Genomic DNA, 15,924 nt, shown 5'->3' on the forward strand with positions numbered 1-15,924 from the left:
ACGTGTCCCCGCTGGACGCCCGGTGCGCGGGGTGCCCCAATGGACAACACGCAGTTGCCACAGCGGCCGCAACGCGGCCTGTATGACCCGTCTTTCGAACACGATGCCTGTGGCGTCGGGTTCCTCGCGCACCTGCGCGGGCAGGCCTCGCACGACGTCGTCGATCGCGGCCTCAGGGCGCTCGAGCGCATGGAGCACCGCGGCGCCACGGGGGCGGAGCCCAACACCGGGGATGGCGCCGGCATCCTGATCCAGATCCCGCATGCGCTGTTCGAGCGCGAGTGCGCCCTCGGGCGCATCCTGGCTCCCGAGGACGGCAAGGTGCTGACGGCGCTGCCGCCGGCCGGCAAGTATGCCGTCGGCCTGGTGTTCTCGTCGCCCGACCCGCAGGCCGCTGCCCTCGCGAAGCTGATCTTCGCCATGGTCGTCCGCCAGGAAGGGCAGGTCCTGCTCGGCTGGCGTCGCGTGCCGACCGACAACCGCAGCCTGGGCCAGACGGCACGGTCGGTCGAACCGGTGATGGATCACGTGTTCCTGGCCCCGGGCCCGGACGTGGCAGACACGGCCGCGTTCGAGCGCAAGCTGTACGTCATCCGCAAGCGGTACCAGACGACGATCCGCACCAGCGGCATCGACGACACCCGGTACTTCCACGTGCCGAGCCTGTCGTCGCGCACCCTGACCTACAAGGGGATGCTGACGCCGCCGCAGGTGCGCGAGTACTTCTCGGACCTCGACGACCCGCGCACGGAGAGCGCGCTGGCGCTGTTCCACTCGCGCTTCAGCACCAACACGTTCCCGAGCTGGGAGCTGGCCCACCCCTACCACCTGATCGCGCACAACGGCGAGATCAACACCCTGCGCGGCAACATCAACTGGATGCGCGCCCGTGAGGCGATGCTCGCCTCGCCGCTGTTCGGCGACGACCTCGAGAAGATCCTGCCGATCGTGCGCGAGGGGCTGAGCGACTCGGCCTGCCTCGACAGCGTGCTGGAACTGCTGGTGCAGGGGGGCCGCTCGCTGCCGCACGCCGTGATGATGCTGGTGCCGGAAGCGTGGGAGCACCACGACACCATGAGCGAGGAGAAGAAGGCGTTCTACGCCTACCACTCCTGCCTCGTCGAACCGTGGGACGGCCCGGCCTGCGTGACCTTCACCGACGGCCTGCAGATTGGCGCCGTGCTCGACCGCAACGGTCTGCGTCCGGCGCGGTACTGGGTGACCGCCGACGACTACGTCATCCTCGCCTCGGAAGTCGGCGTGCTGGACGTGCCGTCCAGCGAGGTGATCGAGAAGGGGCGCCTGCAGCCCGGCAAGATGTTCCTGGTCGACCTGACCGAAGGGCGCATCGTCTCCGACGAGGAGATCAAGCATCGCATCGCGACGGAGCACCCGTACCAGGAGTGGGTGAGCCAGCATCTGATGCCGCTCGACGTCCTGCAGCCGGCCGAGACGCCGGCGCCCCACACGGGCGAGGCGCTGCGCACGCTGCAGCACGCCTTCGGGTACACGCAGGAGGATCTGAAGGTCCTGATGGCGCCGATGGCGCTCAAGGGCGAGGAGCCGCTCGGCTCGATGGGCAACGACGCGGCCCTCGCCGTGCTCAGTCGTCGTGCGCGCGCGCTGCCCGACTACTTCCAGCAGCTGTTCGCCCAGGTCACCAACCCGCCGCTCGACGCCATCCGCGAGAAGCTCGTCACGTCGGTCGGGACGGCCATCGGCCCGGAGCGCAACCTGCTCGATCCGCAGCCCGAGAGCTGCCGGATGATCCTCTGCGACAGCCCGTTCCTCGACAACTCGGAGATGGCGCGCTTCAAGGCCCTGCAGCGCTACGACCGCGCCGGGCGCCTGCTGCCGTCGAGCCAGAATCGCGACGAACAACCGTTCTACGTGACGGTGCTCGACATGGTCTTCCCGATCGCCGACGGCCCCGACGGGATGGAGCCGGCGCTGCGCGCGATGTTTGCCAAGGCCGACACGGCCATCACCAACGGCGCGAAGGTCCTCGTGCTCTCGGATCGGGCGGTGACGCCCAAGAAGTGCCCGATTCCGGCCCTGCTCGCCGTCGCCGGCCTGCAGAACCACCTGGTGCGGGCCCGCACCCGCACCCGCGTGACCCTGATCGTCGAGACGGCCGAGGCCCGCGAGGTGCATCACTTCGCCACGCTGATCGGCTATGGCGCCAGCGCGGTGAACCCGTGGCTGGCCCTCGAGTCGCTGACCCAGCTGAAGGAGATGGGCCTGGCGGACCAGACCGTCGAGGACGCGTCCCTGCAGGCCAGGTACCTGAAGGCCGTCGAGAAGGGGGTGGTCAAGGTGATGTCCAAGATGGGCATCAGCACCGTGGCCAGCTACCGCGGCGCGCAGATCTTCGAGGCCGTCGGCCTCGCGAAGGATCTCGTCACCCGCTACTTCAGCAACACGCCCTCGCGCATCGGCGGCATCGGCATGAAGGAGGTCGCGCAGGAGGCGCTGCTCAACCACGCGCGCGCCTATACGCTGGCGCCGCTGGCCGACCGCGAACTCGTGCCAGGCGGCCAGTACCAGTGGCGTCGTGACGGCGAACTGCATCTCTTCAACCCGGAGACGGTGTTCAAGCTGCAGCACGCGACGCGGTCGAAGCGCTACGACATCTTCCGCGACTACACCCGGAGCGTGGACGACCAGGGCCGCGAACAGGCCACCCTGCGCGGCCTCTTCACGCTGCGCACCGGCACCCGCCCGCCCGTGCCGCTCGACGAGGTCGAGCCGGTCGAGTCCCTCGTGCGCCGCTTCGCGAGCGGAGCGATGAGCTTCGGGTCGATCAGCGCCGAGGCCCACGAGACGCTGGCCATCGCGATGAATCGCCTCGGCGGCCGCAGCAACAGCGGCGAGGGCGGCGAGGATCCGCACCGGTACACGCTCGACGCCAACGGCGACAACCGCCGCAGCGCCATCAAGCAGGTGGCCTCGGGCCGCTTCGGCGTCACGAGCCACTACCTCGTCAACGCCGACGAACTGCAGATCAAGATGGCGCAGGGGGCCAAGCCCGGCGAGGGTGGGCAACTGCCCGGCAACAAGGTCTACCCGTGGATCGCCAAGGTGCGGTATTCCACGCCAGGCGTCGGCCTCATCAGCCCGCCGCCGCACCACGACATCTACTCGATCGAAGACCTCGCGCAGCTGATCTACGACCTGCGCAATGCCAACCCGCGGGCCCGCATCAGCGTCAAGCTCGTCTCCGAAGTGGGCGTCGGCACGGTGGCGGCCGGCGTGGCCAAGGCCAAGAGCGACGTGGTGCTGATCAGCGGCCATGACGGCGGCACGGGCGCCAGCCCGCTGACCTCGCTCAAGCACGCCGGCGTGCCGTGGGAACTCGGCCTGGCCGAGACGCAGCAGACGCTCGTGGCCAATCGCCTGCGCGATCGCGTCACCGTGCAGGTCGACGGCCAGATGAAGACCGGCCGCGACGTGGTCATCGGCGCGCTGCTCGGGGCCGAGGAATTCGGCTTCGCCACGGCGCCGCTGGTGGTGATGGGCTGCGTGATGATGCGCGTCTGCCACCTCGACACGTGCCCGGTCGGCATCGCGACGCAGAACCCGACGCTGCGCGCCAAGTTCACCGGGCAGGCCGATCACGTCGTCAACTTCTTCCACTTCATCGCCGAGGAGGTCCGCGAGCTGATGGCCCAGCTCGGCTTCCGCACGCTGCAGGAGATGGTCGGTCGGACCGACCTGCTCGACGTGCAGCCGGCCATCGATCACTGGAAGGCGCGCGGGCTCGACTTCTCGAAGATCCTCGACACGTCGCACGTCTTCGGCGCCGAGGGCTCGACGCCGCCCGCCCTGCATCGCACGACGAAGCAGCACGTCGACCTGACCTCGATCCTCGACGCGAAGATGATCGAGCTGGCCGAACCCGCGCTCGCCCGCCGGGAGAAGGTCACGCTCGACCTGCCCATCGGCAACGTCGACCGCTCCGTCGGCACGATGCTCGGCAGCGAGGTCAGTCGCCGGTATGGCGCCGAAGGCCTGGCGCACGACACCATCGACATCAGCTTCAGGGGCTCGGCCGGCCAGAGCTTCGGCGCGTTCCTGCCGTCGGGGATCACGCTCAGGCTCGAGGGGGATGCCAACGACTACGTCGGCAAGGGCCTGTCGGGCGGACGGGTGATCGTCCGGCCGCCGCACGATGCGCCCTTCGTGGCCGAGCAGAACGTCATCGCCGGCAACGTCGCCCTCTATGGCGCGACCAGCGGCGAGGCCTTCATCCGCGGCGTGGTCGGTGAGCGCTTCGCCGTCCGCAACAGCGGCGCGGTGGCCGTCGTCGAGGGCGTGGGCGATCACGGCTGCGAGTACATGACCGGCGGGCGCGTCGTCGTGCTCGGCCGCACCGGACGCAACTTCGCGGCCGGCATGAGCGGCGGCGTGGCGTACGTGCTGGACGAGGACGGCGACTTCGCGCAGCGCTGCAACACCGAGATGGTCCTGCTCGAGGGCGTCGACGCCGACGACGACCGGTTCGTCGTCGAACTGCTGGAGCGGCATCGGGCCGTGACCGGCAGCGTCGTCGCCGATCGGCTCCTCGGCCACTGGGATGCGACCAGGGCGCGTCTCGTGCGCGTGATGCCGATCGATTACAAGAAGGCACTCGACGCGCAGCGCGTCGAGTTGCAGGGGGTGGCGGTCTGATGGGCAAGCCGACGGGGTTTCTCGAGCTGACGCGGCAAACGCCGACACGGCGTCCGGTGGACGAACGCATCCACGACTGGGAAGAGGTCTATCAGCCGTTCCCGGTCGAGGCCCTGCGCGGGCAGGCGAGCCGGTGCATGGACTGCGGCATTCCGTTCTGCCACCAGGGCTGCCCGCTCGGCAACCTGATCCCGGACTGGAACGACCTGGTCTACCGCGATCGCTGGCGTGAGGCGGCGGCCCGCCTGCACGCGACCAACAACTTCCCCGAGTTCACGGGACGCCTCTGCCCGGCGCCCTGCGAGACGTCGTGCGTGCTCGGCATCAACGATCTGCCCGTCACCATCAAGCAGGTCGAGGTGTCGATCATCGACCACGCCTTCGAGCAGGGCTGGGTCGTGCCGGAGCCGGCCGCCCATCGCACGGGCCGCAAGGTCGCCGTGGTCGGCTCGGGCCCGGCCGGGCTCGCCGCTGCCCAGCAACTCGCGCGCCAGGGGCACGACGTCGTGCTCTTCGAACGTGCCGATCGGATTGGCGGGCTGCTGCGCTACGGCATCCCCGACTTCAAGATGCACCGCCGCCTGCTCGACCGGCGGCTCGAGCAGATGCAGGCCGAGGGCGTCGAGTTCCGCACCAGCGCCGACGTCGGGGGCGCCATCGATGGCGAGCAGTTGCGGCGGGAGTTCGATGCCGTGTGCCTGGCGGTCGGGGCGACGCAGCCGCGCGCCCTCACCGTGCCTGGCGCCGACCTGCAGGGCGTCCACCTGGCGATGACGTATCTCGAACACCAGAACCGCATCATCGCCGGTGACGATGTCGTGCTCGACCCGACGCTCGATGCGAAGGGCAAGCGCGTCATCATCCTCGGTGGTGGTGACACCGGCGCCGACTGCCTCGGCACGGCCCACCGCCAGGGCGCGGCGAGCGTGCGGCAGTTCGAGATCGCGCCGCGGCCGCCCGACAGCCGCAGTGCGGCCGACCCGTGGCCGCAGTGGCCCAACATCTACCGCGTGTCACCGGCCCACGAGGAGGGCGGCGAGCGCGAGTACTCGATGATGACCACGCGGCTCGAGGGCGAGAACGGCGTGCTGCGTCGCCTGCATGGCGTGCGCGTCGAGATGGTGCGCAAGGAGAACGGCCAGATGGCGTTCGAACCGGTGCCGGGGTCGGAGTTCAGCGAGGACGTGGACCTGATCTTCCTCGCCATGGGCTTCACCGGACCGGAGCCGCTGCCGCTGTTCACGCAGCTGGGCGTCGAGTGCGATGCCGCCGGCCGCGTCAAGGCCGATCCCGTCACGCGGCAGACGTCCACGCCAGGCGTCTTCGTCGCTGGCGACGCCCGCCGCGGCGCCTCGCTCATCGTCTGGGCGATTGCCGAAGGGCGCCAGGCGGCCGAGCAGATCGGGACCTATCTCGCGCAGGCCGAACCGCGAGCCTAGGACTCCTCGCCTGACAGCCCCTCGAGGGTGAGCTCCCCGCGTTCGACGATGTGCAGCAGCGCATCGACGACCGCGGGGTCGAACTGTCGGCCCTTCTGACGCTTCAGCTCGTCCAGCACTTCTGCCAGCGGCCACGAGCGCTTGTAGCTGCGCGCGTGCGTCAGCGCGTCGAACACGTCGGCGACGGCGACGATCCGGCTCACCAGCGGGATGGCCTCGCCGTTGAGGCCGTCCAGATACCCGGTGCCGTCCCACTGCTCGTGGTGCGTCCGGGCGATCTCCTCGGCCATCTGCAGCAGCGGATGGGTACTGCCCGAGAGCAGGCGGGCGCCGATTCTGGTGTGCGTCTTCACCAGGGTGAACTCGTCGTCGCTCAGGCCGCCGCCCTTGAGCAGGATGCTGTCCGGCACGGCGATCTTGCCGAGGTCGTGCAGCGGCGCCGCCAGCCGGAGCAGTTCGACATCCTCGCGGTCCATGCCGAGTTCCCGCGCCAGCGCCGCCGAGAGCCGACCCACGCGCTCGGTGTGCTGCATCGTGTCGTCGTCGCGGAAGTCGGCGGCCCGTGACAGCCGGTGCAGGATCTCCAGCTGGGCCTGCTCGAGATCTTCCGTGCGCTCCCGGACGCGCGCTTCGAGCATCTCGTTCTGGGCCTGCAACGCGAGATAGAGGTAGCGCACCTCGAGGAGGTTGCGGATGCGCAGGACGATCTCGGTCGCGTCGAACGGCTTGTTGACGAAGTCCTTGGCGCCCATCGAGAGGGCGCGCTTCTTCAGATGGGTGTCGGCGTCCGCCGTGATGAAGACGATGGGCAGGTAGCCGTCGGCGGGCAGCAGCGGCGCGAGCTGGTCGAGCACCCCGAAGCCATCGAGGTCGGGCATGTGGAGGTCGAGCAGGACCAGGTCGGGACGATGCTCCTCGAACAGCGGGCGCGCCTGCTGCGGGTGCGTGGTCGTGACGACGCGCTCGAATCCGGCGCGCCGCAGCAGCCGGTCGATGATGTTGACGTTCTGGACCTGATCGTCAACGGCGAGGATGCGCGCCTCTGGCCACGAGAACTCCGCCATGCGTAGCCCGATCGTGACGGCACGGTGCGCTGGTGTCAAACGAAGAGGAGATCAAGGGACAAGGGACGAGTCGAGAAGTCACAAGGGGGGCAAGTGACAAGGGAGGGGGCTGGAGGGCACAGGCTGAAGGGACAAGGGACACTCGCCTTGTCCCTTGTCCCTGCCGTCCTTGTCTCTTGTCCCTTGCCCCCCTTGTGACTTGTCCCCTTGTCCCTCGTCACCCGGTCTTCCGTCCCCCCACCGTCCGCTGGTAGAGGTACGACGCGACGACCAGCAGGGCGCCCAGGGCGAGCACGCTCAGCATCTGGTAGACCCGGTCCAGTTCGGCGATGTCCTTGGTCATCACCTTGACGATGGTCAGGCCGAAGAGCGCGATGGCCAGATAGCGCGCCGGCGCATAGCCGCGGCGGAACCCGGCGGCGACCAGGCCAACGGCGTACAGCGCCCACGCCACCGACAGGGCCACCTGCTCGCCCAGGTCGGCGCGGGCCGCGCCTGCCGGTAGTCCCGCCGCGGTCGACGCGTAGGCCCGCTCGGCGAAGACATGGACGATCTCGGCCGACATCCACGCGATGGCCAGGACGTTGGCGCCGACGATCAGCACGTGGCGGACGAGGGCGCCGCCGAAGTGCTCGGGCGCCTCCTCGACCCGCGCCGCCAGCCAGGCCATCGCGCCGACGATGATCAACGCCGCGAGGGCACGGGCGTTGACCACCGGCCACGTGCCCACCGCCAGGGGCGAGGCCAGCGCGTCCATCAGCCGCAGGGCGCTCAGCGAGAAGAGCGTGAGCGCACCGCGATCGAGCCATCGGTTGCGGGCCTGCAGGCCCGCGTAGCCGAGCGCGGCGCCTTCCAGGGCCCAGCCGATGGCCACGACCGGCCCCTCGAACCACTCGCTGATGGCCACGGCCCCGAGCGTCGCCGCCAGCGCCACGAACTGCCACGACAGCACCGGCATGCGCACGCGCAGCAGGGCCGCGATCCCCAGGTTCCAGCACGCGAGCGCCGTCAGCATCGGCGCGTTCCACCACGCGGCCCGGTCCTCGAGGAAGGTGTACAGCGCGAGGGGCAGGAAGACGCCCGTCGCATGCGTATGGACGAACTCGGCGATCGGCACCCGCACCGTCGGATCGTCGTCGCTCAGGTCCCGCCACTGGCCGGCGAGGTGGAGCAGGTAGAGGGCGACGGCCGTGACGAGCCCCGCGGCGTGCCACCGTGGCGTCACGAGATCGCCGATCCAGTCGAGGAACGGCAACGCGACGAGCCCGAGCACGATCGTCCGCGCCCAGCGCCAGCCGGCGTGATAGGCCGCCGACAGGCCTGCCACCGTCGCCAGCAGGAGATACACCAGGAACACGCCCTGTGACCGTCCGATCAGCCACAACGCGACGGCGTGATAGAGCACGGGCGCCGAGAGCAGGATCCACGACGCCGGCACCACCAGCACGGACCGACCCCGCTGTCGCCGCAGGGCCACGATCATCAGGGCGACGATGCCGAGATGGAGGGTGAGCAGCAGCAGGGTCTGCAGGCCGGCGGCGGGCCGATAGAACCGCACGCCCCACGCCAGCGCCATTGCGACCGCGAGACCGTAGGCCAGCACCGCCACGCCCGCCCAGGCATGGCGCGCCACCATGACCAGCGCGCCGACCATCAGCAGCGCGTTGTAGACGAAGAGGAAGATCTGGCGATTCTCGCCGCCGCCGACCAGCGCGGGCGTCAGGAACCCGCCGAGCAGCGCGAGGGCCGCCAGCACCTGCACGCCGTGCCGATCGGCCAGCCATGTGCCCAGCAGGGTGACGCCGAGCATGGCGGTGAAGGCGGTGGACGGCGCGATCAGATCGTAGATGTGCAGGGCGGCGTAGATCGCGACGTACAGCACCACCAGGCCGCCGCCACTCAACGCATGGCCGAACAGGGCGAGGCCCTGTCGGACGAACCGCTGGCCCACCGCCACCAGCCCACCGCCGACCAGCAACCCGACGGCCACGCGCAGCGGCTCGCTCACCCAGCCGTTGTCGAAGGCGAACTTGATGAAGTAACTGATGCCGAGGATCAGGGAGCCGATGCCGGCGTAGAGCAGCCACCGCGCACCGATCCGCTCCTCGAGACCCTCGACATGCGGCTCGGGGCGCGGGACGCCGGGCTCGACGATCGGCGCGCCGTTGGCCACGTCCGGGATCGGCGCGGGCCCGTGGTCCGCGTGGGCGGTCTCCACGGCTGACCCGTCAGACACCGTGTCCGGCAGCGGCCCGTCGGCGGCGACGGGAGACGCGAGCACCGGTGGCGGCGCGGACTCGGGCGCCGCCGCGAGATCGCGGACGGTCTCGACCCAGGCCGTCGGCGTGGGCGCGAGTGGCGGCGCGGGCGCCGGGGCACCGGGAGCGGCCCGCAGGGCCGCCACCTCGGCACGGAGGGCCTGCACCTCTCGTGACAGCGCCTCGGCTCGCTGGGTGGCCTGCGTGGCACGCAGGTACGACAGCACCGGCAGCACGAAGGCCACGGCGAGCGACGCGCCGAGGAACACCAGCCCGATCAGGATTTCCACGGTGTGCCGGCGAGTATAATCTGGGGCTTACGGGCGCCGGCATCCGGCGCCGTTTCAGGAGATTTCCCGGTCATGGCCATTCGCGTCCTGCACGTGGGGCTCGGTCCCATCGGCGTTGGTGTCGTTCGTCAATGCGCATCCCGCAAGGGATTCAAGATCGTCGGCGCCGTCGACCTCGACCCCGCGAAGATCGGCAAGGACCTCGGTGAGGTCGCCGAACTCGGGCGGACCCTGACGGTCATCGTCGAGGGCAAGCTCGGCCCGGTCGTCAAGGCCAGCAAGCCCGATGTGGTGGTGCTCTGCACGAGTTCGTCGCTCGCCAAGGTCACCGACCAGATCGCCGACGTCCTCAAGTACAAGCTGCCCATCGTCTCCACCACGGAAGAACTGGCCTACCCGTGGTTCTCGAACAAGCGCCTCGCCAAGAAGATCGACGCCCTGGCGCGCAAGGCCAAGGTGGCCGTCCTCGGCACCGGCGTCAATCCCGGCTTCACGATGGACGCCCTGCCCATCACCCTGACGGGCGTCTGCGAGCGCGTCGACACCATCCGGGTCGAGCGCATCCAGGACGCCTCGATCCGTCGCCTGCCGTTCCAGCAGAAAATCGGCGCGGGCCTGTCGCCGGATGAATTCGCCGAGAAGGTCCAGAGCGGATCGGTGCGCCACGTCGGCCTGACCGAATCGGTGGCGATGATCGCCGATGCGATGGGATGGAAGCTCGAGACCATCACCGACGTCATCGGCCCCAGGATCGCCACGAAGGCGACCAGGAGCCAGTTCCTCGAGGTGGAGAAGGGGCAGGTGGCCGGGATCGTCCAGACCGGCACGGGGTACGACAAGGCCGGGCAGGAGCTCATCACGCTCCACATGGAGGCCTACCTCGGCGCTCCGGAGTCCTACGACGCGGTCATCGTCAAGGGATCGCCCGACCTGCACATGAAGATCGCCGGCGGCGTCCACGGCGACATCGCCACCGCGTCGATCACCGTCAACTCCATCCCCAAGGTCCTCACCGCGCCGGCTGGGTTGCAGACGATGCGGAGCATGGTCATCCCGTCCTACTTCGGCGGGAAGACGCGCTAGGCGCCCGCGATCACCACGCTGTCGTCCACCGCCAGCCGCACCAGGAACGCGCCGAGCAGCAACAGCGGCGACGCGTCTCCGAGGGTGCTGGCGGCGGGCGCCACCTCCACCATCGTCTCGGTCTGCAGTGCCCCGGACGTCCGGAAGGTCAGCAGACGCGCGCCGTCGCCGACGCGGGCGAAGGCCCACGTGTCGCCGAGGCTGCCCAGCGCCCGCCACTCGACGGGCTCGTCGCCCGGCAGGTCCAGCGTGCCGTCGAAGGACCACGACTGGCGCATCAGCATCGGGGCGCGCCGTCCGTCGGCCGGCGCCATGTGCACGCCGAGCTGCAGCACGCCGCGTCGCTGCAGGTGCCAGACACCCCGGCTCGTGAGGCCGCTGGCCCGGCCGTAGCCGGCAAACCCCAGCGACCCGATACAGGTGGAGTCATCGAAGAGCCAGGCCGTGCGACGCTGGGTGTGCGTCCAGCGCAACCGAGTGGGCAGCGGCTCCGGAAGGGCGTGGAGTTCCGGCGTCATGTACTGGTCTGCGACGAGAGTCACCGGGCTCTTGTTCAACTGGCGCCATCCTTGCTAGTGCTGAACAGGCAGGAGAGTGGGATGACCGAACGTACAGGAATGTCGTGGCGCGTGGCCGCACTGGCTGTCGTCGCCGCCGTGGCCGTGGCCTGCGCCACCAATCCAGCCACCGGCCAACGCGAGTTCTCGCTGATGAGCGAGGCGCAGGAAGTGGCGCTCGGCAAGGAATCCGATCCCCAGATCCGCCGGGAGATGGGCGTGGTCGACGATCCGGCGCTGCAGCAGTACGTCGACGGCATCGGGCATCGCCTCGCGGCGTCCACCGAGCGACCCGACCTGCCCTGGTCCTTCGCGGTTGTCGATGCCCCGGCGGTGAACGCGTTTGCCGTCCCCGGCGGCTTCGTCTACCTGACGCGCGGCATCCTGGCCCACCTCAACAGCGAAGCCGAGCTGGCCGGCGTGCTGGGACACGAAATTGCACACGTGACGGCCCGGCATTCAGCCGCGCAGTACAGCAAGCAGACGGCCGGCTCGCTCGGACTGCTGCTCGGGCAGATCTTCGTGCCCGAGCTGCGCCCCTTCGGTCAGGTCGCGGAGGCCGGACTCGGCGTCGCCTTCCTCAAGTTCGGGCGTGACGACGAACTGCAGGCCGACGACCTCGGCGCCGGGTACGCCACCGCTCAGGGCTGGGATCCGCGTGGCGTCGCCAGCATGCTCGAAACGCTCGGTCGCCTGGACGATGGCCCGGACCGCAAGGGCGTGCCCAACTGGCTGTCGACCCACCCCATGCCGGCCGACCGAGTCGCCCGCCTCGATGCGCGCGTCTCGTCGCTCCGGGCCCAGGCCACGCGCGAGCTGGCGGTCAACCGCGCGGCCTACCTGCAGCGCGTCGACGGCCTGATGTTCGGGGAGAACCCGCGCGAGGGCGTGCTGCGTGGCAACACCTTCCTCCATCCCGACATGCGGTTCCGGCTCGAGTTCCCCCAGGGCTGGCAGGTGCAGAACACGCCGCAGCAGGTGGTGGCGCAGCCGCAGGGGGGCGGCGGGTATGTCTTCCTGCAACTGGTGCAGCCCGGCCAGGCCCGCTCGCTGCAGGACGTGGCGGCCGCCGACCTCGGGCAGACGGGGCTGCAGTTCGTCGAGGGCAGTGAGACGCGTGTCAACGGTTTGCCGGCCTTCGTCGGGACGTTCCGCGGCCAGATGCAGAACATGGGCGACGTCGTGCTCCGCGCGGCCTGGATTCGGCACAACAACCAGGTGTTCCGGCTGGCCGGCCTGGCGGGCACCAACGCCTACCGCCAGTTGCAGCAGGCCGTGGACGGCACGGTGCAGTCGTTCCAGCCGCTCAGCGCGGGGGAGGCCGAACGCATCCGACCCAGCGTGCTCGAGCTCTACACCGCGAAGGCGGGCGACACCTGGGAATCGATTGCGGCCGGCCCGGGGCAGAAGTTGGTGCCAGCGGCACGCCTGGCGGTCATCAACGGCTTCAGCCCGCAGGAGCGCCCGCAGGCCGGCGACAGGTTGAAGGTCGTCATCGAAGGGCGATGACGCCCGGCCCGCCCGGCCCGGCTAGCCCAACCCGGGCAGGCGAATCTTCTGCGACTGGAACAACGGCTCGTTGCCCTGGCGGTGAACCACCGCCAGCAGCGTGACGTCATCGTCGAACTGCCCCTGCGTCCAGGCGGCGATGGCCGACAGCGCGTCGTCGCGCAGGGCACCGGCGCTGGCGTGCGGCCGGTCGACCAGATCGAGCAGGCGCGCCATGCCGAAGTCCTCGCCGTCCGGGCTGCGGCCTTCGGTCACGCCATCGGTGTAGAGCAGCAGGCGGGCATCGGCGCCGAGTGTGACGCTGGCGTCGCGGTAGCGGTGGGTGCGCAGCAGGCCGAGACCGGGATCGCCGAGGCCGAGCTGATGCACGGCGCCGTCCGAGGACAGGACGGGCGGGTTGTGGCCGGCATTGGCGTAGCGCAGTTCGCCGGTCGACAGCCGCAGTACGCCGTAGAAGAACGTCACGAAGCGGCCCTTGCGCAGGTTGGCGGCGAGGGTTTCGTTGACGCGGGTGCAGAGGTCGGCCGGGCTCACGTCGGGGCCGGCCAGCGCCTTCACCGTGGCCTGCAGGTTGGCCATCACGAGCGAGGCCGCGAGGCCCTTGCCGGCGACGTCGGCCACGCACAGCGCGATGGCGTCGGTCGACAGCCACCACGCATCGTAGTAGTCGCCGCCGACCGCCAGCGCGGGATGCCAGGCCCCGGCGATCGAGAAGGCGTCCGGCTGCGGCAACTGCTGCGGCAGCAGCGCGCGCTGGTTGTCGAAGGCCTCCTTCAGCGAGGCGTCGTGCTGACGCGCTTCGATGTCGGCGATGGCCATCGAGGTCTGGGCCGCGAGCGACGACAGAATCTCCATGTCGCGTTCCTGCCAGGCCTCGTCCGAGCGCTTGCGGCCGAGGCCGAGCACCACCGCGATCGCATCCCCCTGCCGCACCGGCAGCAGGGACTCGATGCCGAGGCGATCCCACGTGCTCGCTTCCTCCACGTCCATCGTCAACTCGACGAGCACGGTCGGGCCGAGCAGATCGGGGGCGCGCCGCGTCAGGAACGGCAGCGCGGCAAATGCCTCGCGGGCCGTCGGGTCCGGTGAGTGCGCCGCGATGAACTCGGCCTGATCCTCGCGCCGACGGAAGACGTACGTGGGCCCGTGCGGAATGGCTTCCTGCAGGGCGAGGACGAGGCGTCGCTCGAGGTCGTCCGGGCGGGTCACCTCGCGCAGGGCCTGGCCGTGCCGCGCCAGCACGCCCACCGGGTCTGGCGTGCGCTGATAGAAGTGCTTGTCGACGCGCCGCTGGATGCGGCGGCGCAGCGGCTCGCACAGCGACATCGCGAGCAGCGTGATCAGGATCGTGGTGACACGATTGCTGTCGGCGGCCGATCCGACGGCCGTCGCCAGCAGCAGGACGACGGCAAACGTCCCGATGTAGACGCTGGCCGTGGTCAGCAGATAGAAGAACGTCAGACGGATGATGAACCGGATGTCCATCAGGCCGTAGCGCAGGACCGCGGCGGCGAAGGCCAGCGGGATCACCGAGTATGCGACCCACGTGGAGATCTCGAAGACCGAGAACAGCCACGGCGGCGGCGTGTTGCCCGTCGAGAACGACAGGCCGATCGACAGCAGCGAGAGCACGACGGCGATGCCCAGCGCCAGCGCGATGCTCAGCAGCGGCCAGCGAATCTGCAGGCGGACGTCCGGCGAGCTCAGTCGCCATGAACGCCACATCGCGATGCAGCACGCAATCGGGTACGCGACGCCGACCCCGACACCGAAGAGCGCGGCAGCGGCGGCCATCAGCAACCCCGCCATCACCCCGGCCGCCTCGTTCGATCGCAGGCTCACGGCCTCGATCGCCGAGAGCATCACGGCGACGTACGTCAGGGCGACGGCGGCGCCGAGCCAGTGGATGTCGTCGAGCAGCCGCGTCCGCCACGGGCGCCGTCGCAGCCGCGTCCACCACACCCGCAATGCCCCGGCCCCGGAGAGGGCTGCCAGCGTGAACGCCACCGGCGGACGCGCCGGGGCCGGCAACCACGTGGCCGCCACCAGCACCACCACCGGGGCTGCCAGCCAGCAGACCAGGGTTGGCACCAGGTAGGTCCAGCGGAGCATGCGGCCGAGCGCGCGCGGCGCCAGCCGAGGCTCGGGAAACAGCGCGAGGAAGTGGAGCAGCGTCGGGTTGATGACCAGCGCGCAGGCGTAGGTGATGGCCAGCGACGTCATGTTGAACCGACGGAAGGCCTCCGGAATCGGCAGGACGCTTTCAGGCGGTTGGCTCAGGCCCGGCACCGAGAAGTTCAGCATCGAGAGGCCGAACGTCGAGCCGAACAGCATGAAGAGCAGCGCCCGCGGATCATGCGGCCGCCACTTGAAGACCACCGAGGGGATGCCCAGGAACAGCGTGAAGACGAGCACGACGCGGATGGCCACGCCCGCCCACGCCCATCGCCCGACGAGCACGCGGCCCGCGGTCACGCGCCGCGTCAGCCGCTGTCCCTCCCGCTCGATCTCGAACACGACGCCATCGCCGGGCTGCAGGCGGTCGTGCCGAGCGATCAGCGCCCCCGAGTCGCCGATGGCGACGCCATCGATGCTGATCACCTGATCGCCAGGGCGAAGATCGGCCTCAGCCGCCGGGCTGTGAGCCCGGACGGCCCGGATGACGGCGACGCGGCCGTCCGGCCGGCGCAGCAGCGACGAACTGCTCCGGCTCATCTGCACGCCGAGGGTGGGCTGCGTGCGTGCCCGGACCAGCGCCACCACGACCCAGAAGGACACCGCCGCCAGGGCCAGCAGCACGAGCGTGGCCAGCAGCCGACGACGACGCAGCATCGCTGCGGTGACCGCATCGTGGGTCACCTCCGCCAGCACCTGGACCCGGGCGGTCATTGGCGAGATTGTACGGGAGTGGTGCACGCTTCGCTCGTCCGGCCGGCGCGAGGCGGCCGACCCGTCTTGCGCGTCGCCGACGCGTAAGACGCGGCCGCTATACTGCTGACACCTCGATGGCTCCCCCGCGCCGCCGCTCCTCAGCCGTGTCGAAACGATCGCCC

The 15,924-nt window shown here is 70.1% G+C and carries 8 protein-coding genes; 4 read left to right on the forward strand and 4 right to left on the reverse strand.

The window, feature by feature from the left end:
* The first annotated feature begins 39 nt into the window (after positions 1-39).
* Together gltB and Q0C41_RS05560 are read left to right on the forward strand one after the other, a co-directional pair.
* Positions 40-4,671 carry a glutamate synthase large subunit gene (gene gltB, locus Q0C41_RS05555; RefSeq protein WP_291981707.1) on the forward strand — a complete coding sequence of 1,544 codons (4,632 nt, stop codon included), beginning with the start codon at positions 40-42 and terminating at the stop codon, positions 4,669-4,671.
* A complete protein-coding gene (locus Q0C41_RS05560; RefSeq protein WP_291981708.1) occupies positions 4,671-6,110 on the forward strand; it encodes a glutamate synthase subunit beta in 1,440 nt (479 codons plus the stop codon). Before gltB ends, Q0C41_RS05560 begins: the two co-directional genes overlap by 1 nt.
* Here Q0C41_RS05560 and Q0C41_RS05565 read toward each other — a convergent pair.
* A complete protein-coding gene (locus Q0C41_RS05565; RefSeq protein WP_291981710.1) occupies positions 6,107-7,174 on the reverse strand; it encodes an HD domain-containing phosphohydrolase in 1,068 nt (355 codons plus the stop codon). The two genes, Q0C41_RS05560 and Q0C41_RS05565, sit on opposite strands and share 4 nt — an antisense overlap.
* 217 nt (positions 7,175-7,391) lie before the next feature.
* The gene (locus tag Q0C41_RS05570) at positions 7,392-9,722 is read right to left on the reverse strand and encodes a DUF2339 domain-containing protein (protein ID WP_291981712.1); all 2,331 of its coding nucleotides are present in this window, start codon (positions 9,720-9,722) and stop codon (positions 7,392-7,394) included.
* A 72-nt stretch (positions 9,723-9,794) separates the two neighbouring features.
* On the opposite strand from Q0C41_RS05570, the gene Q0C41_RS05575 reads away from it, so the two are divergent.
* The gene (locus Q0C41_RS05575; RefSeq protein ID WP_291981713.1) at positions 9,795-10,805 is read left to right on the forward strand and encodes a hypothetical protein; all 1,011 of its coding nucleotides are present in this window, start codon (positions 9,795-9,797) and stop codon (positions 10,803-10,805) included.
* Here the strand turns inward: Q0C41_RS05575 and Q0C41_RS05580 are convergent.
* Positions 10,802-11,347, reverse strand: a complete 546-nt coding sequence (locus tag Q0C41_RS05580; RefSeq protein ID WP_291981714.1) for a hypothetical protein — start codon at positions 11,345-11,347, stop codon at positions 10,802-10,804. The two genes, Q0C41_RS05575 and Q0C41_RS05580, sit on opposite strands and share 4 nt — an antisense overlap.
* 57 nt (positions 11,348-11,404) lie before the next feature.
* On the opposite strand from Q0C41_RS05580, the gene Q0C41_RS05585 reads away from it, so the two are divergent.
* Entirely contained in the window at positions 11,405-12,871 is a 1,467-nt protein-coding gene (locus Q0C41_RS05585) for a M48 family metalloprotease (protein WP_291981715.1), read from the forward strand.
* A gap of 21 nt (positions 12,872-12,892) precedes the next feature.
* On the opposite strand, the gene Q0C41_RS05590 is transcribed toward Q0C41_RS05585, so the two are convergent.
* The gene (locus Q0C41_RS05590; protein ID WP_291981716.1) at positions 12,893-15,760 is read right to left on the reverse strand and encodes a SpoIIE family protein phosphatase; all 2,868 of its coding nucleotides are present in this window, start codon (positions 15,758-15,760) and stop codon (positions 12,893-12,895) included.
* Between the last annotated feature and the right edge of the window lie 164 nt (positions 15,761-15,924).

It is taken from the genome of Luteitalea sp. (genome assembly GCF_022842525.1).
Lineage (GTDB): Bacteria > Acidobacteriota > Vicinamibacteria > Vicinamibacterales > Vicinamibacteraceae > Luteitalea.